The organism is Microbacterium sp. 1.5R (assembly GCF_007667425.1).
Lineage (GTDB): Bacteria > Actinomycetota > Actinomycetes > Actinomycetales > Microbacteriaceae > Microbacterium.
The window spans coordinates 1,135,480-1,159,347 of record NZ_VDRC01000002.1 but is presented as its reverse complement, the minus strand read 5'-3'; the positions used below and the strand labels follow the sequence as shown (position 1 = coordinate 1,159,347).

Sequence of the window (23,868 nt, the reverse complement as noted above, 5' to 3'; positions counted from 1 at the left end):
ACTCCGGCATCTCAGAAAGCTGATCACACGTGGCCACTTCCTCCCCGGTCCGTCACGCCTGGCGGGTCCTCCTCGGACTCCTCCTGGTGACGGGCGTCCTGTTCGGCATCAATGCGATCGGCGTCTACGGCTTCCAGAAGAGCTCGTGGGCACCTGAGCTCGCCCTCGATCTGCAGGGCGGCACGCAGATCATCCTCAGCGCCGAGACCGAAGACGGTGCAGCGCCGTCGTCCGAGCAGCTCGACCAGGCCGCCGCGATCATCCGCCAGCGTGTCGACGCGTCGGGCGTCGCCGAGGCCGACATCACGACCGAGGGCGGCCGCAACATCGTGGTGCAGATCCCCGGTGCGGCCGACGAGCAGACCCGTGAGCGCATCCAGTCGAGCGCGCAGCTGCAGTTCCGCCCGGTGCTCGCCACCACCGCCGGGACCAACACGTTCATCGGAGAGGACGGCAACGAGACGCCGTACCCCACGCCCGACGACTCCCTCAGCGACACCCCGACCGCCGAGCCGACTGACCCGAGCGACCTGTCCTGGGTGAGCGAGAAGCTGGCGGCGGAGTTCCAGGCGTACGACTGCACCAATCCTGAGAACGATCCGTCCCGCGAGCCGGCCGATCAGCCGCTGATCGCCTGCGACCCGACCGGTCAGGCCAAGTACATCCTCGGCCCGACCGAGCTCACCGGTCAGGCGATCACCGATGCCGCGGCCGGACGCGACCCGCGCTCGGGCGCGTGGATCGTGCAGCTGACGATGAACGCCGACGGAACCGACGCCTTCGGCAAGGTGAGCACGCGTCTGAACCAGAACCGCATCGCGAACCTCTCGCCGCGCGACCAGTTCGCGTTCGTGCTCGACGGCTCCGTCATCAGTGCGCCGGTCATGAACGGTCAGATCCTCGACGGTCGCCCCAGCATCTCGGGGAGCTTCACGCAGGAGACCGCGACCACTCTCGCCGATCAGCTCAAGTTCGGCGCCCTGCCGCTCAGCTTCGAGGTGCAGAGCTCCGACACCGTGTCGGCCACGCTCGGCACGCAGCAGCTGCAGATCGGTCTGATCGCCGGACTCATCGGCCTCGCGCTCGTCGCCCTCTACTCGCTGTTCTCCTACCGCGCACTCGGCACGGTGATCATCGCCTCGATCGCGGTGATGGCGGTGCTGACCTACGTCGTCATCTGCATCCTCGCCTGGCGCCTCGGCTTCCGGCTCTCGCTCGCGGGCGTCGCCGGATTGATCGTCTCGATCGGATTCACGGCCGACTCGTTCATCGTGTACTTCGAGCGCATCCGAGACGAGCTGCGAGACGGCAAATCGATCACCGCCGCCGTCGAAGACGGATGGGGTCGAGCGAAGCGCACGATCTACATCTCGAAGTCGATCAACATCCTCGCCGCCGTGGTGCTCTACATCCTCGCCGACGCCACCGTGAAGGGCTTCGCCTTCACTCTCGGTCTCACGACCGTCATCGACGTGTTGATCTTCGTGATCTTCACGCACCCGGTGATGCAGATCCTCGCCCGCACGAAGTTCTTCGGTGGCGGACACAGGCTGTCGGGGCTCGACCCCGAGTCCCTCGGAGCCGTGTACCGCAGCCGGTCGCAGTTCCGCGAGGTCGCGACCACCTCGACGGGCCGCACCGCGAAGAACGCCCGTTCGCGGGGAGAGGCCGAGCGCCGTCAGACCATCGCAGAGCGCAAGCGCGCCGAGGCACTCGCCGGTGAGAAACGCACCAGCAGCGGAAGTGAGGGGGACGCGTGATGGCTTCCATGAACGAGTTCGGAAACAACCTCTACACGGGTAAGACGTCCTTCCCGTTCGTCGGCAGGCGCCGCCTCTGGTTCATCATCGCGATCGCCCTCGTTGTGGGGTCCGCCCTCGTGCCCCTGATCCGTCCGATCCAGTTCTCGATCGAGTTCACCGGCGGCTCGCAGTTCACGGTGCAGGCCCCCGACACGACCGACCAGCAAACCGCGACGGATGCCGTGCAGACCGTCGTCCCCGAGGCGGCCACCAAGGTGGTCGTCGTCAACGGATCCGACATCCGCGTCCAGACCGATCAGATGAGCGCGGCGGAGACCCAGCAGGTTTCCGCGGCTCTCGCCGAGTCGTACAAGGTCGACGCCGATGCCGTCACCTCTTCCTTCATCGGACCGGCCTGGGGTGAGAACGTCACCAAGCAGTCGCTGTGGGGCCTGGCGATCTTCCTGGCGCTGACGTTCCTCATCCTCGCCATCTACTTCCGCACGTGGAAGATGTCCGCCGCCGCCATCCTCGGTCTGCTCGACGTGCTCGTGATCACCGTCGGCGTCTACGCGCTGGCGGGCTTCGAGATCTCGCCGGCCGCAGTCATCGGATTCCTGACCATCCTCGCGTACTCGCTGTACGACACGACGGTCGTCTTCGACAAGATCCGTGAGAACACGACGGAGGACGGCGAGAAGTCCTCGAGGCTGTTCGGCGAATCGGTCAACCTCGCCGTGAACCAGACGCTCGTCCGCTCGATCAACACGTCGGTCGTCGCTGCGCTGCCCGTGGGGGCGATCCTCTTCATCGGGTCGTTCTGGCTCGGCGCAGAGACGCTCACCGACATCTCGCTGTCGATCTTCGTCGGCATCCTGGTCGCGACCTATTCGACGCTGTTCGTCGCGGCGCCGCTGTACTCGCTGTTCCGCGAGAACGAGCCGCAGATCAAGGCGCGCGACGCGCGAGTGCGCGAGTCGCGCGAACGCGCGGCCGTCGAGGTCTGATCGTCCCGCTCGGCGGGGCCGCACCCCGCTGAGCACGCGTAAACTGGTGAGATTGGGGAGGTGAGCGGATGGCGGAACCGCAGACGACGTCGCAGGGATCGAGCCTGAGGCGACTGGTTCCCCGTATCTTCTCCCGTGCGCCCCGCGTCAACGACCTCGACAACCTGATCCGTACCGTCCGAGCGAATCACCCCAAGGGCGACCTCGCGGTGATCGAGCGGGCGTACGCGGTCGCCAAGGAGAAGCACGAGGGGCAGAAGCGCCAGAGCGGCGAGCCGTACATCACCCATCCGCTCGCCGTCGCCCAGATCCTCGGCGAGATGGGCCTCGGCCCGCGGGCCATCGCCGCTGCACTGCTCCACGACACCGTCGAGGACACCGGCTACGCGCTCACCGACCTCACCGCCGAGTTCGGCGACGAAGTCGCGATGCTCGTGGACGGCGTCACGAAGCTCGACAAGGTCAAGTACGGCGAGAGCGCTCAGGCCGAGACCGTCCGCAAGATGATCGTCGCGATGTCGAAGGACATCCGCGTACTGCTGATCAAGCTCGCAGACCGGCTGCACAACGCCCGGACCTGGGGTTTCGTTCCCCCCGAGAAGGCGGCGAAGAAGGCCAAGGAAACGCTCGAGATCTACGCGCCGCTCGCGAACCGACTCGGCATCCAGGCCATCAAGTCCGAGCTCGAGGATCTGTCGTTCGCCGTCCTGCATCCGAAGATCTACAACGAGATCCACAACCTGATCGCTCAGCGCACGCCGCAGCGCGAGAAGTACCTCGGTCAGGTCGTCGAGGAGATCGACGAGGATCTGCGCGATCTCCGCATCCGCGGCAAGGTCGTCGGGCGACCCAAGCAGCTCTACTCGGTGTACCAGAAGATGGTCGTCCGTGGTCGTGAGTTCGACGACATCTACGACCTCATCGGGATCCGCGTCCTCGTGGCATCCGTGCGCGACTGCTACGCCGTCCTCGGCGCGATCCATGCGCGGTGGACGCCGCTTCCCGGTCGCTTCAAGGACTACATCGCGACGCCGAAGTTCAACCTGTACCAGTCTCTCCACACGACGGTGATCGGTCCGGCCGGCCGCACTGTCGAGATCCAGATCCGCACGCACGAGATGCACCAGCAGGCCGAGTACGGCGTCGCGGCGCACTGGATGTACAAGGAGCGGATGAACGGCGGCAAGGCGGAGGTCCGTGCTGCCGACCGCGACATGGCCTGGCTGGCGCACATCTCCGACTGGCAGGCCGAGACGGCCGACCCGGGCGAGTTCCTCGACTCCTTGCGCTTCGAGATCGGCGCGAAGGAGGTCTACGTCTTCACCCCCAAGGGGCGCGTGGTCGGGCTCCCCGCCGGTGCCACTCCGGTCGACTTCGCGTACGCGGTGCACACCGAGATCGGCCATCGCACGATGGGCTCGAAGGTCAACGGTCGCCTCGTGCCCCTCGAGTCCGAGCTGAAGAGCGGCGATGTCGTCGAGGTGTTCACGTCGAAGAACCCCGACGCGGGTCCGAGCCAGGACTGGCTCGGCTTCGTCAAGAGCACTCGTGCCCGGAACAAGATCCGTGGCTGGTTCACGAAGGAGCGCCGCGAAGAGGCGATCGAGCAGGGGAAGGAGTCCATCGCACGGGCGATGCGCCGTCAGAACCTGCCGCTGCAGCGCCTGATGAACCAGGACTCCTTCGCAGAGGTCGCGCATCAGCTCCACTACGAAGACGTCTCCGGTCTCTATGCCGCCGTCGGCGAAGGACACGTCTCGACGCAGTCCGTCCTCGAGAAGGTCACCGCACTCGTCGCGACCGACGACCCGGCGACCGGGCCGATCGATCTTCCCGGCTCGATGCCCTCGCGAGAGCCGCGCGCGGGGGACTCCGGAGTGCTGGTCCGGGGCGCATCCGACATCCTGGTGAAGGTGGCGAAGTGCTGCACCCCGGTGCCGGGTGATGACATCGTGGGCTTCGTGACGCGCGGGAGCGGCGTCTCGGTGCACCGCTCCGACTGCGTGAACGTGAAGGCGCTGTCGAGCGAGGAGGACCGTTTCGTCGAAGTCTCCTGGGCTCCGACGACGAAGAGCGTCTTCCGCGTGCAGATCCAGGTCGAGGCGCTCGATCGATCGGGACTGCTGTCGGACGTCACCCGCGTTCTCAGCGAGCACCACGTGAACATCCTGTCTGCGACCGTGAGCACGACGGACGAGCGCCTCGCTCTCAGTCGGTTCGTGTTCGAGATGGGTGACGCGGTGCACCTCGACCGCGTCCTCAACGCGGTCCGGCGCATCGATGCGGTGTACGACGTGTACCGCGTCACCTCGTCCTGAGCATCGCTCTCTGCAGGGCCGCCCGTCCGGCTCTGGCGCCTGGCACGCGTCGCATGCGGTCGATCGTCGCCACCGCTTCGACGAGCAATGCAGGGTCGGTGTCTGCGAGGAGCTCGATCCATGGCAATCGCAGAGGCTCACGATGCAGGACGAGCGCCAGATCGACCATTGTCCGCAACGGCGTCATGACGAGGATGCCTCCCAGGCTCACCACGTGATCATCCGGCAGGGCGGTGTCGTGCAGGACGACCCGCGGGGGCACGTCGAGACGAAGGCGCCGCGTGACGGCCCGCCTGATGTGGTGACGTGCTGGGGGAGTCGCACCGGCGCCGTGCACCCACGCGGCGGTGGGGCCGGATGCCGCCGTGTTCGTCGGGACGAGCTCGGCGATGGCCGCGGCTCGCGCCGACGGCGAGTCCACGAGATCCGCGGGGACGTAGCCCTCGCCGAGCTCCACCAGATGCCCGTCGAGGCGGGCGGCGGACAGTTCGGAGAGAGTGAGCCGGCCGCCCGGCAGATACAGGAGAGCGGGATGCATCACGCCAGTGTGGCGCACCGCATCCCGCTCATCCGTTCGTCGGGGTCAGTCTGTGGAGAGATCAGCCGCCCAGGGCGCTGAGCCAGGTGCGACGTGCCTCCAGCGCCTCGGAAGCGGCCTTGACCGCCCGCTTGTCGCCGGACTTCTCGGCCGCCGCCAACTCCGACTCGAGCTTCTCGATCGCCTCGAGGAGCTGCGAGCTCATGTCGTTGGCTCGGGCCTTCGTCTCGGGGTTGTTCTTCTTCCAGTCCACGTCCTCGCGCGCCTTGAGCGCCTGCTCGACTACGCGCAGGCGGTCGTCGAGAGCTCGCTCCTTGTCGCGCGGGAAGACGCGCCCGACCTCGTCCCACTGGCGCTGGATGCGGGTCAGCAGGGCCCGAGCCCGCTTGATGTCGCGTTCGTCGGCCACGGCCTTGGCCTCTTCGAGGAGGGCCTGGCGTGCCTCGATCTTGGGAGCGGAGTCCGCCTCCTCGGCGGCCGCCTGCTCGGCACGCGCGGCATAGAGCGCATCGCCTGCAGCCTTGAAACGCGCCCACAGTGCGTCGTCGGCCTTGCGTCCGGCACGTCCGGCGTTCTTCCACTCGTCGAGAAGACTGCGATACGAGGGGATGCCGTCCACTCCGCGCGGCGCGAGGGCTTCGGCACGCTCGACGAGCCGTGTCTTCGCGTCGCGCGCGGTCTTGTGCGAGTCGTCGAGCTCGGAGTAGAACGCGCGGCGTGCCTTGTCGACGGTCGAGCGGGCGTCGCGGAAACGCTTCCACAGCTGCTGCGAGATGCCCTTCGACAGGCGAGGGCCGTTCTGCTGCTGCGCCTGCCAGGTCTCGAAGAGCTCGTTCAGGTCGGCGGTGACCTGCTTCCACTGCACCTTCGAGAGGTCGCGTGCCGCGATGGCCTCCGCGCGTTCGACCAGCGCAGTGCGCTCGGCGACGGCCTGCTCGACGAGCTCCTTCGCCTGCTGCGCCTCCTGCGCGGTGGCCTCGGAGAGAGACGATGTCAACGCGTTCAGGCGATCGCGCAGACCTGCGAGGTCGCCGACGGCCGCAGCGTCCGTCGCCTCCTCGATGAGATGGGCGGCCTGCTTCACGAGGTCGGACGCCGCGGCGCCGCCGGCCTGATGGCGCTGTTCGAGGGCGACGACCTTGAACGCGATGTCGTCGTACTTACGAGCGAAATAGGCGAGCGCCTCGTCGGGAGTGCCGTCTGGGTACTGACCGACGACCCGCCATGTCTCGCCTTCGCGCACCTCGACCGTGCCGTCGTCAGCGACCCGGCCCCACTCGGCGGCATCGGTCGACGGCGTCGGGGTCGCGGCGGAGGCCGGCGCGACGGCTGCGGGCGTGGGGAGCTTCCGCGGCATGGGCTTCGCCGGGGGAGCGGGAACGGGGGGAGTCGGCTTCGCGGGCTCGTTGGCAGACACGTGATTCTCCTTGCGCGGTCGTACCGCGGGAGGCGGAAAGGACGAGCCTCAGCCTAGTACGAGGTGGGTCGGACCGTGTGGTCGTCCGAGCTCACTCGCTCGGAGTATCGGTCGGGAGCGGCTCGGGCGCCGGCGTCTCGCTCGGCGGCAGTTCATCGCTCGGCTCCACGCTCGGAGTGGGGGTCGGGGTCGGCTCCGGCGCGGTGACCTGGGCGTGCACCACCTGGCTGACCACGGCGCCGGCGACGATGAGCACGCCCACGATCACGGCGATGACGTTGTCGCGCCCTCGGCGGGCGATCTGACCGGCGTGCCACTCGCGGCGGGCGTGGTGGAGTCTCGCTCGTTCCGCCTCGGTCCGTGCGCGCTGTGAGTTCCTGGACCCGCGTGCGGCCATGCCATGCTCCCTCTCCGACGCGCAGGGGCGACGTCGACTCAGAGCCTATCGTCGTCGTACGGAGTGGACCGAGACACAGCCCGGCGGCCCGCGCCTGACTCCGCGGATGACGTTGATCGGAATATCGCCATTTCCGAGCAAACCGGATACCTTGAGGCGCATCGCCTGCCCCCGGTCCGACAGGAGCCACCATGAAGTGGACGCGCCATATCCTCGCGGCTCTCGCCGTCAGCATCATGATCGCCGCGGGCGTCGTCGCTCCGGCCCGGGCCGCCGAGATCGCTCCGCCCAACAACGACGTGGCTCGCATCCTGCAGGACACGAACGCGGCGCGGGCCGCGAACGGGCTCCCGCCGCTGATCCTCGACGGGTCGATGACGACGGTGGCCCGGAACTGGTCGGCGACGCAGGCGCGCGAACGTCGGATGTACCACAACCCGCAGTACTCGTCGCAGATACCCGCGGGGTGGAGCCGCGCAGGGGAGAACGTCGCATCCGGATACGCCCCGGCCGCGGTGGTGAAGGGGTGGATGAACTCCCCGGGGCACCGCGCCAACATCCTCGGCGACTTCACGACGATCGGCATCGGATACGTCGACGGCTACGCGACTCAGGTGTTCGCGAAGTACCCCGTCACCGCACCCACCCCGACCGTCGTGCCGAAGGACTTCACGGTGAGGTCGCATGTGGCGAACAAGGGCTGGATCGCCGGAGGCGGTACGACCGGCCAGGGGCTGGGGCTGGAGGCCATCGCTGTTCGACAGCAGCAGGCCGGCAGGACGATCTGCCTGCAGGCTCATGTGCAGAACGTGGGCTGGATGACGCCGGTGTGCACGACCGGCTCGGGAACCGAGGCGGTGGTCGGCACGACCGGTCGCTCGCTCCGCATGGAGGCATTGCGCATCTGGAGCCCGAACAACATCGTCTCGGGTCGGGGACACGTGTCGAACATCGGCTGGCAGGGGCGGGTGGTGTCGACGAAGGCGGGCGCCCAGATCTCCATCGGCACCACGGGACGGTCGCTGCAGCTGGAGTTCGCCGAACTCTTCAAGTGATACCCGTGTCGGCGGCCCCGGGTAGCCTGGGAAGGTGAATCCCTCCGCGCTGCTCTCCGGGGCTACGCCCCTCGCGGTGCGCATGCGCCCCGTCTCGCTCGACGAGGTCGCTGGTCAGAGGCATCTTCTCCGGGCGGGGTCGCCCATCGTGGCCCTGGCTGATCCGGCGGCGTCCTCGCCGGGCGCGGTGTCGATCATCCTGTGGGGTCCCCCCGGCACCGGCAAGACGACTTTGGCGCAGGCGATCGCGCGGTCATCGGGCCGTCGATTCGTCGAACTGTCCGCGATCACGGCGGGTGTGAAAGACGTGCGCGAGGTCATGCAGGAGGCGATCACGCAGCGCGACCTGTACGGCCAGACCACCATCCTCTTCCTCGACGAGATCCATCGGTTCACGAAGGCCCAGCAGGACGCCCTCCTGCCCGGCGTCGAGAACGGCTGGGTGATCCTCATCGCGGCGACCACCGAGAACCCGTCGTTCTCGGTCATCTCCCCGCTACTGTCGCGCTCGTTGCTGCTCACCCTGCAGCCCCTCACCGACGACGACATCGGTGTGCTCGTCGACAGGGCCGTGTCGGATGCGCGCGGCCTGAACGGCGCCGTCTCGCTTGCCGACGACGCGCGCTCGGCCCTGGTCCGTCTCGCGTCCGGCGACGCGCGTCGCGCCCTCACCGGTCTCGAGGCGGCTGCCGCGGTGGCCCTCTCACACGCCGACGGCGACGAGGGCGATGACGATGACCGCGAGGACGAGGCGAAGGGTGCCGCCGCGCCGGCCGTCAGCGCCGACGACGTCGCGCAGGCCGTCGACAAGGCTCTGCTCCGCTACGACCGTCAGGGCGACGAGCACTACGACGTCATCAGCGCCTTCATCAAGTCGATCCGTGGTTCCGACCCCGACGCCGCGCTCCACTACCTCGCCCGGATGATCGAGGCGGGGGAGGATCCGCGGTTCATCGCCCGGAGACTGGTGATCTCGGCCTCGGAGGACGTCGGTCTCGCCGACCCGCAGGCGCTGTCCATCGCCGTCGCGGCGGCGGATGCCGTGGCATTCATCGGGATGCCGGAGGGGCGGATCCCGCTGGCGGAGGCTACCGTGTATCTCGCGACGACGGCGAAGTCGAATGCCGCCTACACGGGCATCGACGCCGCGATCGCCGACATCCGCGCCGGAGGCTTCGGACGGGTGCCGCTGCACCTGCGCGACGCGCACTACCCGGGTGCGAAGCGCCTGGGTCACGGACGCGGCTATGTGTACCCGCACGACAGCGAGTTCGGCATCCTTCCGCAGCAGTATCTGCCCGACGAGCTGCGCGGCCGTCGCTACTACGAGCCGAAGAACCTCGGTGCCGAGCGCGACATCTCGGCCCGCCTCGAGCGCATCCGCCGGATCCTCGACGGGCGTTGAGTCGGATCTGATAAGATCGAGCGGCTCGAAACCGAGTTTTCGGGCATCTCCTCGTTCACACCCCACCTCGACAGCGCCCCGGCGTGCGCTCCGAGGCAGAACGCGGCGATACGTCCGCGAGTCGCGAAAGCCGCGACCGCGTCATCGGAAGGACAGCTTCGTGACCACGAAGTCCCAGGACCGCCGCAAGGTCCGTCTCAGCCGCGCCCTCGGCGTGGCCCTCACCCCGAAGGCCGCCCGCTACCTCGAGAAGCGTCCCTACGCTCCCGGTGAGCACGGCCGCACCAAGCGCAAGGCAGACAGCGACTACGCCGTCCGTCTGCGTGAGAAGCAGCGTCTTCGCGAGCAGTACGGCATCCGCGAGAAGCAGATGCGCAACACCTTCAACGAGGCCCGTCGTCAGGACGGTCTGACCGGTGAGAACCTCGTCGAGCTCCTCGAGATGCGTCTCGACGCCCTCGTGCTGCGTTCGGGCTTCGCCCGCACCACCGCGCAGGCTCGTCAGCTCGTCGTGCACCGTCACATCCTCGTCGACGGCCAGCTCGTCGACCGCCCGTCGTTCCGCGTGAAGCCGGGTCAGCTCATCCACGTCAAGGCCAAGAGCGAGGGCACCGAGCCCTTCCAGGTCGCAGCCGCCGGCGGTCACGCCGAGGTCCTGCCGCCCGTTCCGGGCTACCTCGAGGTCGAGCTCGACAAGCTCCAGGCTCGCCTGGTCCGTCGCCCGAAGCGCGCCGAGGTCCCTGTGACCTGTGAAGTGCAGCTCGTCGTCGAGTACTACGCAGCTCGCTGATCGATCACGATCGAACGGAAGGCGTCGGGGTCACCCGGCGCCTTCCGTCGTTTCCGCTTACGATGGAGAGACCGCGCCCCCGCGGGTCTGACACGAGGATGACGACATGAAGAACGTGCTGTGGTTCCTGATCGGTGTGATCGGCGGCTTCGTCGCGGCGCATTTCCTGAACAAGGACCCCCGCGGCCATGACATCCTCGCCGAGGTCGACGCCCGGATCAACGAGTTCACCGGGATCATCGGCGACGCCTACCGCGAGCAGCAGGCACGACTCACCGATCCCGCAGACGACTGAGCGGGCCTCGCCTCGACGCGCGTCTCGACGACACGCATCCCCCATCCCGTACGCAAGGACACACGCCACACCCATGAACACCGCGGAGATCGCGCAGCGCTATCTCGATTTCTTCGAGAAGAACGACCACCTCATCGTCCCGTCCTCGTCGCTGGTCAGCGACGATCCGTCGTTGCTGTTCACGGTGGCCGGCATGGTCCCGATGATCCCGTACCTCACCGGCGTCGTCCCGGCTCCGCACCCGCGCATCGCCGATGTGCAGAAGTGCATCCGCACCAATGACATCGAAGAGGTCGGCCGCACCGCTCGTCACGGCACGTTCTTCCAGATGCTCGGCAACTGGTCGTTCGGCGACTACTTCAAAGAGGGCGCGATCCGCTACGCGTGGGAGCTGCTCACGAGTTCCGAGTCGGACGGAGGACTCGGTTTCGACGAGAAGGACCTCTGGGTCACCGTCTACGAGACCGATGACGAGGCCGAGTCCATCTGGCGCGACATCATCGGCCTGAAGCCTGAGCGCATCCAGCGGCTCGGTCGTGCGGACAACTACTGGAACACGGGGCAGCCGGGCCCCGGCGGACCGGACTCCGAGATCTTCTTCGACCGCGGACCCGCGTACGGCAAGGACGGCGGACCCGCAGCCGACGACACGCGGTTCCTGGAGATCTGGAACCTCGTGTTCATGCAGGACTTCATCGACAACATCCGCGGCAAGACGGAGTTCGACATCGTCGGCGAACTCCCGATGAAGAACATCGACACCGGCATGGGGCTCGAGCGAGTCGCCTTCCTCAAGCAGGGCGTCGAGAACATGTACGAGACCGATCAGGTACGTCCGGTCCTCGACCGCGCCGTCGAGCTCTCCGGCAGGCGCTACGGCGCCGTGCACGAAGACGACGTCCGCTTCCGCGTGGTCGCCGACCACGTGCGCTCATCGCTCATGCTGCTGTCCGACGGCGTTCGCCCGTCGAACGAGGGCCGCGGCTACATCCTGCGTCGTCTCATGCGTCGCACGGTGCGCGCGATGCGCCTCCTCGGCGTGGACGCCCCGGCCTTCCCCGAGCTGTTCGCCGCCTCGCGCGACGCCATGAAGACCGCCTACCCGGTGCTGGAGTCCGACTGGACGACGCTGTCGTCGGCCGCGTTCGCCGAGGAGGAGACCTTCCGACGCACTCTGGCGCAGGGTTCGACCATCCTCGATCTCGCGCTCGATGAGACGAAGAAGGGCGGCGGCAGCGCGCTGAGCGGACGCGAGGCGTTCCTGCTCCACGACACCTACGGCTTCCCGATCGATCTCACCCTCGAGGTCGCCGAGGAGGCGGGTCTCCAGGTCGACCGAGCGGCCTTCGATTCGCTGATGACCGAGCAGCGGGACCGCGCGAAGGCGGATGCGCGGAACCGCAAGCGGCAGCTCGCCGACGTGTCGGTGTACCGCGATCTGCGAGCGCTCGGCGAGACCGGATTCGACGGATACTCCGAGCTCGAGGTCGACTCGCGGGTCCTCGGCATCCTCGTCGACGGCCAGGTCGTCCGCAGCGCATCCGAAGGGCAGATCGCCGAGGTCGTTCTCGCCGAGACCACGCTGTATGCGGAGTCGGGCGGCCAGGTAGCCGACAAGGGCGTGATCGTCGGACCCGGTTTCGAGCTCGAGGTCCTCGACGTGCAGAAGCCGGTCCCCGGGCTGATCAGCCACACGGTGGAGGTCACCAGGGGCTCCGTGGCCGTGGACGACACGGCGACGACCGTGGTCGACGCGGCCAACCGTCGAGCCGCTCGACAGGCGCACTCGGCCACGCACCTCGTGCACGCCGCGCTGCGCGACACCCTCGGTCCGACGGCGACGCAGGCCGGATCGCTGAACCGTGCGGGCTACATGCGCTTCGACTTCTCCTGGTCGAAGGCGCTGTCGGCGGACACCAAGACTGAGATCGAGGAGATCACCAATCGCGCCGTCCATGACGCGCTGGAGGTCACCACGCGCATCGTCAGTCTCGACGAGGCCAAGGAAGCGGGCGCCATGGCGCTCTTCGGCGAGAAGTACGGCGACGTGGTGCGGATGGTCGACATCGGCGGACCGTGGTCACGCGAACTCTGCGCCGGTACGCACGTCACGAGCAGTTCCGAGATCGGTCTCGTGAGCCTCGTGGGGGAGTCGTCCGTCGGCGCGTCCAACCGGCGGATCGAGGCGCTCGTCGGCCAGGACGCCTTCCGCGAGCTGGCGGCCGAGCGCGCTCTCGTCTCGCAGCTCACCGCGTCTCTCAAGGCACCGAGAGATCAGCTCATCGAGCGCGTCGCCGACCTGTCGTCGAGTCTGAAGGCGGCCGAGAAGCGTATCGCCCAGTTCGAGGCGAAGGAGCGCGCCGGTCAGGTGCCCGCGATCGCGGAGGGCGCATCGCGCGTCGGTGCCTTCCGCGTCGCCGCGCAATCGCTCGGTGACCTCGCGTCCGCCGACGATCTTCGCGACATCGTTCTCGGGGTGCGCGACCGCCTCGGATCCGATGCAGCGGTGGTCTCGCTGGGCGCGGTGGTCAACGGCCGGCCCGTGGTCGTCGTCGCCACGAACGACGCTGCGCGGACGGCCGGCGCCAAGGCGGGCCTGCTCGCGAAGCGCGCCGCATCGGTGCTCGGAGGCGGCGGCGGCGGGCGCGATGACGTCGCGCAGGGCGGAGGAACCGACGCCGCGGCGCTCGGCGCCGCACTCGAGGCCGTCTCGCAGGAGCTGCAGACAGCGTGACGGGCTTCCGTCGCGGAGTGCGGATCGGGATCGACGTCGGTCGTGCGCGGATCGGAGTCGCCCGGTGCGATCCCGACGGCATGCTCGCCGTGCCCGTCGAGACGGTGAAGCGCGACGACGCGTCGATCGCCCGCATCGAGGCCATCGCCGCGGAGCACGAGCCGATCGAGGTCGTGGTCGGGCTCCCCGTCAACCTGCAGGGGGCCGACACGGCGTCGACGACGGACTCCCGCGAGTTCGCCGCCCAGCTGGCGAGTCGGTTGACCGTTCCGATCCGCCTGGTGGACGAGCGCTTGAGCACCGTCACCGCACACGCCGCGTTGAGATCTTCGGGAAGAACTCAGAAGAACTCTCGTAGCATTGTGGATCAGGTCGCCGCCGTAGTCTTGCTGCAGCAGGCCATAGACACGGAGAAGAGCACCGGAAACCCGCCCGGCGCCACGATTCCGCTCGACGAGGAGTCCCCCTGACGATGCCCGAACGCGAGAGTGCTTCCCCTCAGCACGATCCGGACGCCCGCCTGGGCGACCTGTTCGAGAACCTTCCCGATCCGTCGCGACAGAGCCCGACGGTGGACAACACGCCGCCGGCGCCCGGTTCGCGCCGTGCGGCGCGCGAGGCGGCCACCCGCGGTGTGCGCCAGGGGGACGAGCTCGGCGTCGCGGGGTCTCACGAGACCGGCGCCCCGCGGACGGTCCCCGATTCCGAAGCGACCCGTGCGGTTCCGGTGGCTGCGCACTCCGCCGTTGCCGCCGCGGCATCCGCCTCACCGGCGACGTCGTCCGACGCTCCCGCCACCGAGCGCCATCGCGAGACCGACGTCGAGGCCGACGCCGAGGCAGCGCCCGTCGCGCGGGGAGGGAGCCTCGACGACCTGTTCCACGACGCCCACGAGCACGACAAGCCCGCCGCACCGAAGAAGAAGCGCCGCACCGGCTGCCTCGTCGCGCTCGTCATCGTGCTCGCCGTGATCGGCGGCATCGTGGCGGGTGGCGTCTGGGCCTGGAACACCTACGGCGACAAGATCAGCGACGCGCTCGGCTGGGGCGAGCCCGCCGACTGGGATGCCGGACAGGCCTCCGGCGAGGTGCTCGTCACGATCAAGGACGGCGACACAGGGAGTCCCGTCTCCACGGCGCTCTTCGAGGCGGGCGTCACCCGGACCGAGACCGTCTTCTACGACTATCTCGTCGACGAGAACGTCGCCGTCACCTTCTACCCGGGCATCTACCGCCTGCAGGAGAAGATGACGGCTGAGGCGGCTCTCGCCGCGCTGCAGGATCCGGCGAACAAGATGGAGAACTCCGCGAGCGTGTCGGAGGGCGGCACCATCGAGTCGTCGCTGCCCACCATCGCCGAATCCCTCGGGATGCCGGTGGAGGACTTCCAGGCGGCGATCGACCTCGGACCGGCCGCCTACGGTGTGGACGCCCAGAGCCTCGAAGGGTGGCTCTTCCCCGCGGTGTACACCTTCGATCCGGGCATCACGCCGCAGCAGGTGATCCAGCGCATGGTCGACCGCACCCGCGAGTCGCTCGATGCCGCCGGTGTGCCTGCGGAGGACGCGCAGCGGGTCCTCACCATCGCCTCCATCATCCAGCGCGAGGGCGCGACGGCCGATTTCGCGAAGGTCGCCCGGGTCATCGAGAACCGCCTCGACATCGACATGAAGCTGCAGATGGACTCGACCGCACAGTACGGCTACGGCTCGCTGCACGAGGGCGTGGTGTCGAGCTCCGCGGAGGCGCTGGAAGACCCCAACCCCTGGAACACCTACGTCAACGTCGGTCTCCCGGTGACACCCATCGCCAGCCCGAGCGACGCGGCCATCAAAGCGGCGATGAACCCGGCGGACGGGCCCTGGCTTTACTTCGTCACCATCAACCTCGCGACGGGCGAGACGCAGTTCTCGGAGACCTACGAGGAGCATCTGCAGGGTGTCGAGAAGTGGGAGCAGTGGTGCCAGGCGAACCCCGATGGGGGATGCTGAGCGGGATGCCCAGGACGAGGCTGGCGGTCTGGGGCGACCCGATCGCACACTCGCGGTCTCCGCAGCTGCACGCCGCGGCCTATCGCACCCTGGGCCTCGACTGGGAGTACACCAGGCGCCGAGTCGACGGAGTCGCGTTCGGCGATGCCCTGGCCTCGCTCGACGGATCCTGGCGAGGCCTGTCATTGACCATGCCGCTGAAGGAGCAAGCGCACCGCGCAGCCGTGGAGCGTGACCGTCACGCCGAGCTCACGGGCGCGGTGAACACCCTGCTCCTGACGGACGAGGGCCCGCGGGGCTTCAACACCGACGTGGGCGGCATCGTCGACGCGCTCGACGAGGCGGGCATCGCCGACGCGGATGCCGTCCGCATCCTGGGCGCCGGCGCGACCGCGGCATCAGCCCTCGTCGCCGTCGCAGAGCTGGGCGCGCGACGAGTCGATCTCCGTGCACGTCGGCCGCAGCGCGCGGAGGGACTGCTCGCGCTCGCTGTGCGCCTCGGTCTCATCGCATCGGTGCAGACGTTCGACGCGCCGGTCGAGACGGTGGACCTCTCCATCGCCACCCTGCCCAGTGGCACGGTGCTCGACGGGCGCGCCGCGGAGCGGCTGAGTCAGAACGGCGGCGCGCTGTTCGACGTCGCCTACGCTCCGTGGCCGTCGTCGCTCGCCGAACAGTGGCCAGAGCGCTCGATCTCCGGACTGGGGATGCTGCTGCATCAGGCCGTCCGACAGATCCGCATCTTCCACCACGGTGACCAGGACGCCCGTCTACCCGGCGAGGACGCCGTCGTCTCCGCCATGCGCGCCGTCATCGAGCCGTAGGACGACACGAGGCACGAGCGGAGCCGCGGCGCATGGGAGACTAGAGCAATGCTCCGCGTGCTCACGGCCGGCGAATCGCACGGCCCAGAACTCATTGCTGTCATGGAGGGACTCCCTTCCGGCGTTCCGGTGTCGTCCGAAGCCATCCAGGCCGACCTCGCTCGACGCAAACTCGGCTATGGCCGCGGCTCGCGGATGAAGTTCGAGCAGGACGACCTCTCCATCTCCGGCGGCGTGCGGCACGGCAAGACCCTCGGCAGCCCGATCGCTCTGCGCATCGGCAACACGGAGTGGCCGAAGTGGATCGAGGTCATGAACCCCGAGCCGGTCGAGCTCACCGACAGGTCGCGCGGCCGCAGCGCCCCTCTCACGCGTCCGCGACCGGGTCACGCCGACCTGGTGGGGATGCAGAAGTACGACTTCGACGAGGCGCGGCCGATCCTCGAGCGCGCCAGCGCGCGTGAGACGGCTGCCCGGGTGGCGCTGGGCGCCATCGCCCGGTCGTTCCTCGGCGAGCTCGGCATCCGCCTCGTCAGCCACACGCTGTCGATCGGCCCGGTGCGGGTTCCCGAGGACGCGGCCCTGCCCACTCCGGACGACGTCGACGCACTGGACGCCGACCCGCTCCGCTGCTTCGACGCCGCCACCTCGGAGCGCATGGTCGCCGAGGTCGACGACGCGAAGAAGGACGGCGACACCCTCGGCGGCATCGTCGAGGTGCTCGCCTACGGTCTGCCGCCGGGGCTCGGGTCGCACGTGCACTGGGACCGCCGCCTCGACGCCCGCCTCGCGCAGGCGCTCATGAGCATCCAGGCGATAAAGGGGGTCGAGGTCGGGGACGGCTTCGAGACCACCCGCCGTCGCGGTTCCGCCGCCCATGACGAACTGTTCGCGACCGGCGACGGGATCACCCGTGGCTCCGACCGCGCCGGCGGTACGGAGGGAGGCATGTCGACGGGCACCGTCCTGCGCGTGCGCGCCGGCATGAAGCCGATCGCCACCGTGCCGCACGCCCTGCGGACGATCGACGTCGCCACCGGAGAGGACGCCACGGCGCACCACCAGCGTTCCGACGTCTGCGCGGTCCCCGCCGCGGGGGTCGTCGCGGAGGCGATGGTCGCGGTCGAGATCGCCCGCGCCGTGCTCGAGAAGTTCGGTGGTGACAGCGTCGGCGAGACCCGTCGCAACCTCGCGTCCTACCTCGCCGCCATCCCCTCTGAGCTCCGAACGTCTCCGGCATCCGAGGCGGCGCTCATCGCGCATGACGAGCGAGGCTGATCCGCTGACGCTGGTGCTGGTCGGCCCCATGGCCGCCGGCAAGACCAGCGTGGGTCGTCGGGCGGCGCGCATACTGGGCGTGCCCTTCGTCGACACCGACAAGCGCGTCGTGAGTGCGCACGGTCCGATCCCGGAGATCTTCGCCCAGTTCGGCGAGTCCCGTTTCCGCGAGGTGGAACGCGACGCGGTCGCGACGGCCCTCGCCGAGGGCGGCGTCGTGTCGCTCGGCGGCGGGGCTGTCACGGATGCCGACACGCGCGAGCTGTTGCGGGAGCATCCGGTGGTCTTCCTGATGGTGTCGCCGGAGGCGGTGGCGCACCGGCTCGGCGGGGGAGGGCGCCCCCTGCTCGCGGGAGAAGACCCCGTGAGCGCATGGTCGCGCATCTTCGAGGAACGACGGGGCTGGTACGAGGAAGTGGCATCCGCGACGTTCGACACGTCGCGTCGACCGATGCAGCGGATCGCGGAGGAGATCGCCGCGTGGAGGAGAGGACTGGAATGAGCACGACGACCATCAGCGTGACGGGGGAGACCCCGTACGACATCGCGATCGGACGCGGCATCCTCGACCGGGTGTCGGAGGCTCTGGAGCCCGGCGTGCGCAAGGTGCTGGTGGTGCACCCGCCGACACTCGCCGCAAGGGCGGCTGACCTTCGCGACCGTCTGCTCGCCGACACCGCGAACGGCCAGCGCGAGGTGCTGCTCGCCGAGGTGCCGGATGCCGAGCAGGGCAAGCGCATCGAGGTCGCGGCGTTCTGCTGGCAGGTGATGGGTCAGGCCGACTTCACACGCACCGACGCCGTGATCGGGTACGGCGGTGGAGCGGTGACCGATCTGGCCGGATTCGTCGCCGCCACCTGGCTGCGCGGCGTACAGGTCGTGCAGGTCCCGACGACCGTGCTCGGTCTGGTCGACGCGTCGGTCGGCGGAAAGACCGGCATCAACACCGCCGAGGGCAAGAACCTCGTCGGAGCGTTCTGGGCGCCGCGTGCCGTGATCGGAGACCTCGACGAGCTCGGGAGCCTGAGCCCCAACGAAGCCACCGCCGGATTCGCCGAGGTGGTGAAGGCCGGGTTCATCTGGGCTCCGGAGATCCTGGACATCGTCGAGGCCGACCCGCAGCGCGCCGTCGACACCACCACCGAGGAGTTCCGACGCGCGGTGGAGCTGGCGATCGGGATGAAGGCGCAGGTCGTCTCCGACGACTTCCGCGAGGCCGGTCAGCGCGAGATCCTCAACTACGGCCACACGCTCGGCCACGCGATCGAGCACGCCGAGCGCTACCGCTGGCGTCACGGTGCGGCGATCTCGGTCGGGATGCTGTACGCCGCCGAGTTGTCGCGCCTCGCCGGTCGCCTGTCCGACGCGGCAGCCGAACGCCACCGCTCGGTCCTCGAATCCCTGGGCCTCCCGACCTCCTATCGCGCGGGCGCCTGGTCGCAGCTGCTCGCGACGATGCAGCGCGACAAGAAGAGCCGGGGCGGGATGCTGCGCTTCATCCTGCTCGATGACATCGCCAAGCCGACCGTGCTGCAGGCGCCGGACGAGTCGCTCCTGTTCGCCGCCTATCAGGAGGTCGGCGCGTGACCCGGCGCATCCTTCTGGTCAACGGTCCGAACCTGAACCTGCTCGGCACGCGGGAACCCGAGGTGTACGGCACGGCGACGCTCGCCGACGTCGTCGCGCTCACGCGGGACGCGGCATCCGCCCACGGTTTCGATGTCCGCTCGATCCAGAGCAACCATGAGGGCGTGCTGATCGACGCGATCCACGCCGCACGGGACGACTGCGAAGCGATCGTCATCAACCCCGGCGGGCTCACCCATACCTCGGTGTCGCTGCGCGACGCGCTCACGGGCGTGGCGCTCCCGTTCGCCGAGGTGCACATCTCCGACGTGTACGCCAGGGAGGAGTTCCGTCACCACTCGTACCTCCACGACGTGGCCGCCGTGCGCGTCATCGGGGAAGGGGTGTCGGGCTACGAGACCGCCGTGCGACAGCTCGCCGCGCTCATCCCGTAGAATCGACTGTCGGCCGCCCCGGTCTCCTCGGGTGTGAGCGGCCCCATGGACTCACGAAACGGAACTCCCGCGCATGGCATCTACCGCAGACATCAAGAACGGCGTCGTCCTCAGCATCGATGGACAGCTCTGGAGCGTCATCGAGTTCCAGCACGTGAAGCCGGGCAAGGGCGGTGCCTTCGTGCGCACCAAGCTCAAGAACGTCGTGTCCGGAAAGGTCGTCGACCGCACGTACAACGCCGGCGCGAAGATCGAGATCGAGAACGTCGACCGCCGCGACTACACGTACCTGTACACCGACGGCGACGGCTACGTCTTCATGGACCAGACCGACTTCGACCAGATCACGGTCGGCTCGGCCACGGTCGGCGACGCGAAGAACTTCCTGCTCGAGAACCAGCAGGTCACGATCGCGCTCAACAACGGCAACCCGCTCTACCTCGACCTGCCTGCCTCGGTGATCCTCGAGATCACGTACACGGAGCCGGGCCTGCAGGGCGACCGCTCGTCGGCGGGCACCAAGCCGGCCACGCTCGAGACCGGCTACGAGATCCAGGTCCCGCTCTTCGTCGAGGCCGGCACGAAGGTCAAGGTCGACACCCGTACCGGTGACTACCTCGGCCGCGAGAAGTAAGGCGTGAGCGCCCGTACGAAGGCGCGCAAGCGCGCACTCGACATCCTGTTCTCGTCCGACGTCCGCGGCGACGATCTTGCCGTGACGCTCGCCGCCGAAGCCTCGCGCGCTGCCAGCGAGCCTGCGCGTGAGGCGTCATGGCTCTATGCCCGCGAGGTCGTCGACGGCATCATCGATCACCGCGACGAGATCGACGAGCACATCACCACCCACAGCCGCGACTGGAAGCTGGAGCGGATGCCGGCCGTCGATCGTGCGCTGCTTCGGATCGGCGTCTGGGAGATCCTGTTCAACGACCAGGTACCCACCGCCGTAGCCATCGACGAGGCCGTGGAGCTCGCCAAGGAGTTCTCGACCGACGATTCGGGAGCGTTCGTGCACGGCGTGCTCGCCCGGGTGGCCCGCGCGGCCTGAGCGCGCTGTGCCACACCGCGGCATCCGTGTCGGAGGCCTGGGAGACGATGACCCGATGAACGACTGGCGGTCTCTTCTCCCCGCGAAGGACAGCGGCGGCCGGAGCCCGCTCGCGTTGGGGATCGAGCTGCGCCTGCGCGACGCCCGCGGAACATGGTCGGCGCGCCCGCAGAGGGCGGCGACACCACGCGACGTCGTCAAGCGCGAGGGAGAGATCCTGCTCGGTGTCCGCCCCCTCGTGCGCAGCGAGGCCACCGGAGCCTGGATCCAGGGGCAGGCCTCGTGGGACGCGGTCCGACGACCGGGCTCGCAGTTCCCGGCCTCGTCGTCCCGCTGGTTCGCCGATCTGCTCAACATCTCTCGCGATTCCCTGCTGTCGGGTGCGTCGGGGGACTGGCTCATCCTCGACCACGTCGAGTCCCCGCTCCTGTGGACCCATCTGCGGGCGGCAGGAGCGCACGGCATCGAGCTGGTCTCGACGCAGAAGGATGTGACGGTCGACCTCGCAGAGCGGGCCGCCGTGTCTGCTCGGCTCCGCCGAGACGAGGCGGGTGATCTGCGCCTCGACGCCGAGGTCTCTCTCGACGATGTCGTCGTCCCCGCGGCCGATGCCAGAGCGATCGGGCGTACGGGGGTGTACACAGCATCAGTCGTGGGCAGCCGGATGACGGTGCGCGTCGGAGCCACGACGCTGGCACCCTCCGTGATCCCGCTGCTCGGAGCAACGGGCGCGCTCGTCGTGCCTGCTGCGGACGAGCGCGCGTTCGTCCGCGACGCGTATCCGCTGCTCGCCCGGAGCGTCGACGTCCGCGGTGAGGGAGGTTTCAGTCCGCCGGAGTTGCCCGCACCCGCCGCGGTGGTGACCGTCGCGTACCTCCGCGGGGACAGCATCCGCTACGCGGTCGAGTGGGACTACGCCGCCTTCGGACGATTCCCGGTCTCGTCCACTGCCGATGCCGTGCGCGATCCCGAGGCCGAGCGGCTTCTCCTCGCCACGATCGACGCGGCGTGGTCGACGTCGTCCGCGATCCCGTTCGCCCCGAGTGGGACGCTGCACGACATCGATGCGGCGGAGTTCGCCACCCACGTCGTTCCGGCTCTCGAAGCCGCCGGCGTGCGCGCGGAGTCGTCCGGGCGCCGCAAGACCTACAACGAGTTGAGCGGCGAGCCGGAGATCACCGTCACGACGGTGGAGTCCACGGACGCCGACTGGTTCGACCTGGGTGTGCTCGTGCGCATCGACGGCCGCAGCATCCCTTTCGAGCCGCTGTTCTCGGCGCTCAGCAAGGGACGGAAGAAGCTGCTGCTCGCCGACGGCGGCTATTTCTCGCTCGCTCATCCCGCACTGGGACGCCTGCGCGACCTGATCGACGAGGCGAGCGAGCTCGACGAGTGGGAGACGGGCCTGCGGATCAACCGGCATCAGCTCGCCCTCTGGGAGGACTTCGAGGACCTCGCCGACGAGGCGATCCCCGCCGTCTCGTGGCGGGCGGCCGCCGAGGCGCTCCGCGACGCCGCCGGGGTCCCCACGGCGCCGGCGCCCGCAGCGCTGACGGCGACCCTCCGGCCGTACCAGCAGCAGGGCTTCGAGTGGCTCGCCTTCCTCTGGGCGCATCGCCTCGGCGGAATCCTCGCCGACGACATGGGCCTCGGCAAGACCCTGCAGATCCTGTCGCTCGTGCAGCATGCCAAGGATTCGGGGGAGACGCGTCCCTTCCTGGTGATCGCGCCGACCTCGGTCATCGGCGCCTGGCGCTCCGAGGCGTCGCGCTTCGCCCCGGAACTGCGGGTCGCCGCGGTCGAGGCCACAGCGGCGACGCGCGGAGGAGGATCGCTCGACCGGATCGCCGCCGCCGCCGACCTCGTCGTGACCTCGTACGCCGTGGCGCGGCTCGACGAGGAGCAGTTCGGCGGGGTCAGCTGGGCCGCGCTCGTCCTCGACGAAGCGCAGTTCGTGAAGAATCCGGCGACCAGACTGCATCGCGCTGTGGCCGGATTCCGCGCGGACGTGACGTACGCCGTCACCGGCACGCCGCTGGAGAACAGCCTGTCGGAGCTGTGGGCGCTGCTCGCGCTGACCGCGCCGGGTCTGTTCGCGTCGGCCCGTGCCTTCCGGGAGCGCTACATCCAGCCGATCGAACAGGGCAAGGTGCCGGAGAACGCCGAGGGCGGCGACTACCGACGTCGCCGGCTGGATCAGCTGCGGAGGCGCATCCGGCCGCTCGTGCTTCGCCGCACCAAGGAGTCCGTCGCCCCCGAACTCCCGGCGAAGCAGGAGCAGGTGCTCGAGATCGAGCTCAGCCCCGCACACCGCGCGGTCTACGACGTCGTGCTCCAGCGCGAGCGCCAGAAGGTGCTCGGTCTGCTGCAGGACCTGGACAGGAATCGATTCATCGTCTTCCGCTCCCTCACCCTCCTGCGCATGCTGAGCCTCGCTCCCGGTCTGATCGATGAGAGGGACAGCCGGATCGGTTCACCGAAGCTCGACGTGCTGGTCGAACGGATCGCGGAGTTGCAGGCCGAGGGGCACCGCGCGCTGGTGTTCAGCCAGTTCACCTCGTTCCTCGATCTCGCCGCCGACCGGCTCGAGCGGGAGTCCGTGCCCTTCGCACGGCTGGACGGATCGACCCGCCGGAGGCAGGAGGTCGTCGACGGATTCGCGTCGGGGGATCAGCCGGTGTTCCTCATCAGCCTGAAGGCGGGGGGATTCGGCCTCACCCTGACCCAGGCCGACTACGTCTTCCTGCTCGACCCGTGGTGGAACCCGGCTGCCGAGGAGCAGGCCATCGACCGCACGCACCGCATCGGCCAGACCGAGCAGGTCATGGTCTACCGCATGATCTCGGCCGGCACGATCGAGGAGAAGGTGCTCGAACTGCAGCGCCGCAAGGCCCGCCTCTTCTCAGCGGTGCTCGACGATGACGAGCTCTTCGCGAAGACCCTCACCGCAGACGACATCCGCGGTCTCTTCGACGCTCCGTGATTTCCTCCGGCCGGTCACCGCGGTCG

Annotated in this window: 21 protein-coding genes; 18 read left to right on the top strand and 3 right to left on the bottom strand. The window is 68.8% G+C overall.

Annotated features, from left to right (window positions below):
* The first annotated feature begins 29 nt into the window (after nt 1-29).
* From secD to FSY98_RS16430, 3 genes are all read left to right on the top strand, one after another.
* Nucleotides 30-1,760 (top strand): protein translocase subunit SecD, encoded by a 1,731-nt coding sequence (secD, locus tag FSY98_RS16440; RefSeq protein ID WP_144877682.1) that lies wholly within the window; start codon nt 30-32, stop codon nt 1,758-1,760.
* A complete protein-coding gene (secF, locus tag FSY98_RS16435; RefSeq protein WP_144877681.1) occupies nt 1,760-2,749 on the top strand; it encodes a protein translocase subunit SecF in 990 nt (329 codons plus the stop codon). Before secD ends, secF begins: the two co-directional genes overlap by 1 nt.
* A gap of 68 nt (nt 2,750-2,817) precedes the next feature.
* Nucleotides 2,818-5,067 carry a bifunctional (p)ppGpp synthetase/guanosine-3',5'-bis(diphosphate) 3'-pyrophosphohydrolase gene (locus tag FSY98_RS16430; protein ID WP_144877680.1) on the top strand — a complete coding sequence of 750 codons (2,250 nt, stop codon included), beginning with the start codon at nt 2,818-2,820 and terminating at the stop codon, nt 5,065-5,067.
* On the opposite strand, the gene FSY98_RS16425 is transcribed toward FSY98_RS16430, so the two are convergent.
* The 3 genes from FSY98_RS16425 to FSY98_RS16415 form a co-directional block, all read right to left on the bottom strand.
* Complete coding sequence (locus tag FSY98_RS16425; RefSeq protein WP_144877679.1) at nt 5,054-5,605, bottom strand: hypothetical protein; 552 nt, start codon at nt 5,603-5,605, stop codon at nt 5,054-5,056. The two genes, FSY98_RS16430 and FSY98_RS16425, sit on opposite strands and share 14 nt — an antisense overlap.
* Before the next feature lie 61 nt (nt 5,606-5,666).
* Entirely contained in the window at nt 5,667-7,022 is a 1,356-nt protein-coding gene (locus tag FSY98_RS16420; protein WP_260857550.1) for a DUF349 domain-containing protein, read from the bottom strand.
* A gap of 91 nt (nt 7,023-7,113) precedes the next feature.
* Entirely contained in the window at nt 7,114-7,419 is a 306-nt protein-coding gene (locus FSY98_RS16415) for a hypothetical protein (protein ID WP_144877678.1), read from the bottom strand.
* 191 nt (nt 7,420-7,610) lie between these two features.
* Here FSY98_RS16415 and FSY98_RS16410 point away from each other — a divergent pair, with 191 nt between their 5' ends.
* The 15 genes from FSY98_RS16410 (at nt 7,611) to FSY98_RS16340 (ending at nt 23,842) form a co-directional block, all read left to right on the top strand.
* A complete protein-coding gene (locus tag FSY98_RS16410; RefSeq protein ID WP_144877677.1) occupies nt 7,611-8,474 on the top strand; it encodes a CAP domain-containing protein in 864 nt (287 codons plus the stop codon).
* A gap of 82 nt (nt 8,475-8,556) precedes the next feature.
* Entirely contained in the window at nt 8,557-9,879 is a 1,323-nt protein-coding gene (locus FSY98_RS16405) for a replication-associated recombination protein A (RefSeq protein WP_144877787.1), read from the top strand.
* Nucleotides 9,880-10,039: 160 nt separating this feature from the next.
* The gene (gene rpsD / locus FSY98_RS16400) at nt 10,040-10,669 is read left to right on the top strand and encodes a 30S ribosomal protein S4 (RefSeq protein WP_096716119.1); all 630 of its coding nucleotides are present in this window, start codon (nt 10,040-10,042) and stop codon (nt 10,667-10,669) included.
* A gap of 106 nt (nt 10,670-10,775) precedes the next feature.
* Nucleotides 10,776-10,964, top strand: coding sequence for a hypothetical protein (locus FSY98_RS16395; RefSeq protein ID WP_144877676.1), 189 nt, complete (start codon nt 10,776-10,778; stop codon nt 10,962-10,964).
* A gap of 73 nt (nt 10,965-11,037) precedes the next feature.
* Nucleotides 11,038-13,698, top strand: coding sequence for an alanine--tRNA ligase (alaS, locus tag FSY98_RS16390; protein WP_144877675.1), 2,661 nt, complete (start codon nt 11,038-11,040; stop codon nt 13,696-13,698).
* Entirely contained in the window at nt 13,695-14,168 is a 474-nt protein-coding gene (gene ruvX, locus FSY98_RS16385) for a Holliday junction resolvase RuvX (protein WP_144877674.1), read from the top strand. The genes alaS and ruvX overlap by 4 nt, the downstream gene beginning before the upstream one ends.
* A 2-nt stretch (nt 14,169-14,170) precedes the next feature.
* Nucleotides 14,171-15,688 (top strand): endolytic transglycosylase MltG, encoded by a 1,518-nt coding sequence (gene mltG / locus FSY98_RS16380; RefSeq protein WP_144877673.1) that lies wholly within the window; start codon nt 14,171-14,173, stop codon nt 15,686-15,688.
* Between the two features lie 5 nt (nt 15,689-15,693).
* Nucleotides 15,694-16,512, top strand: coding sequence for a shikimate dehydrogenase (locus tag FSY98_RS16375; RefSeq protein ID WP_260857549.1), 819 nt, complete (start codon nt 15,694-15,696; stop codon nt 16,510-16,512).
* Between the two features lie 48 nt (nt 16,513-16,560).
* Nucleotides 16,561-17,790, top strand: a complete 1,230-nt coding sequence (aroC, locus tag FSY98_RS16370) for a chorismate synthase (RefSeq protein ID WP_144877672.1) — start codon at nt 16,561-16,563, stop codon at nt 17,788-17,790.
* The gene (locus FSY98_RS16365) at nt 17,774-18,292 is read left to right on the top strand and encodes a shikimate kinase (RefSeq protein ID WP_144877671.1); all 519 of its coding nucleotides are present in this window, start codon (nt 17,774-17,776) and stop codon (nt 18,290-18,292) included. Before aroC ends, FSY98_RS16365 begins: the two co-directional genes overlap by 17 nt.
* Nucleotides 18,289-19,377, top strand: a complete 1,089-nt coding sequence (gene aroB, locus FSY98_RS16360) for a 3-dehydroquinate synthase (protein ID WP_144877670.1) — start codon at nt 18,289-18,291, stop codon at nt 19,375-19,377. The genes FSY98_RS16365 and aroB overlap by 4 nt, the downstream gene beginning before the upstream one ends.
* Complete coding sequence (aroQ, locus tag FSY98_RS16355; protein ID WP_144877669.1) at nt 19,374-19,811, top strand: type II 3-dehydroquinate dehydratase; 438 nt, start codon at nt 19,374-19,376, stop codon at nt 19,809-19,811. Before aroB ends, aroQ begins: the two co-directional genes overlap by 4 nt.
* A 73-nt stretch (nt 19,812-19,884) precedes the next feature.
* Nucleotides 19,885-20,445 (top strand): elongation factor P, encoded by a 561-nt coding sequence (efp, locus tag FSY98_RS16350; protein WP_144877668.1) that lies wholly within the window; start codon nt 19,885-19,887, stop codon nt 20,443-20,445.
* A gap of 3 nt (nt 20,446-20,448) precedes the next feature.
* The gene (gene nusB / locus FSY98_RS16345; protein ID WP_144877667.1) at nt 20,449-20,859 is read left to right on the top strand and encodes a transcription antitermination factor NusB; all 411 of its coding nucleotides are present in this window, start codon (nt 20,449-20,451) and stop codon (nt 20,857-20,859) included.
* Nucleotides 20,860-20,914: 55 nt separating this feature from the next.
* A complete protein-coding gene (locus FSY98_RS16340) occupies nt 20,915-23,842 on the top strand; it encodes a DEAD/DEAH box helicase (RefSeq protein ID WP_144877666.1) in 2,928 nt (975 codons plus the stop codon).
* Nucleotides 23,843-23,868 lie beyond the last annotated feature (26 nt).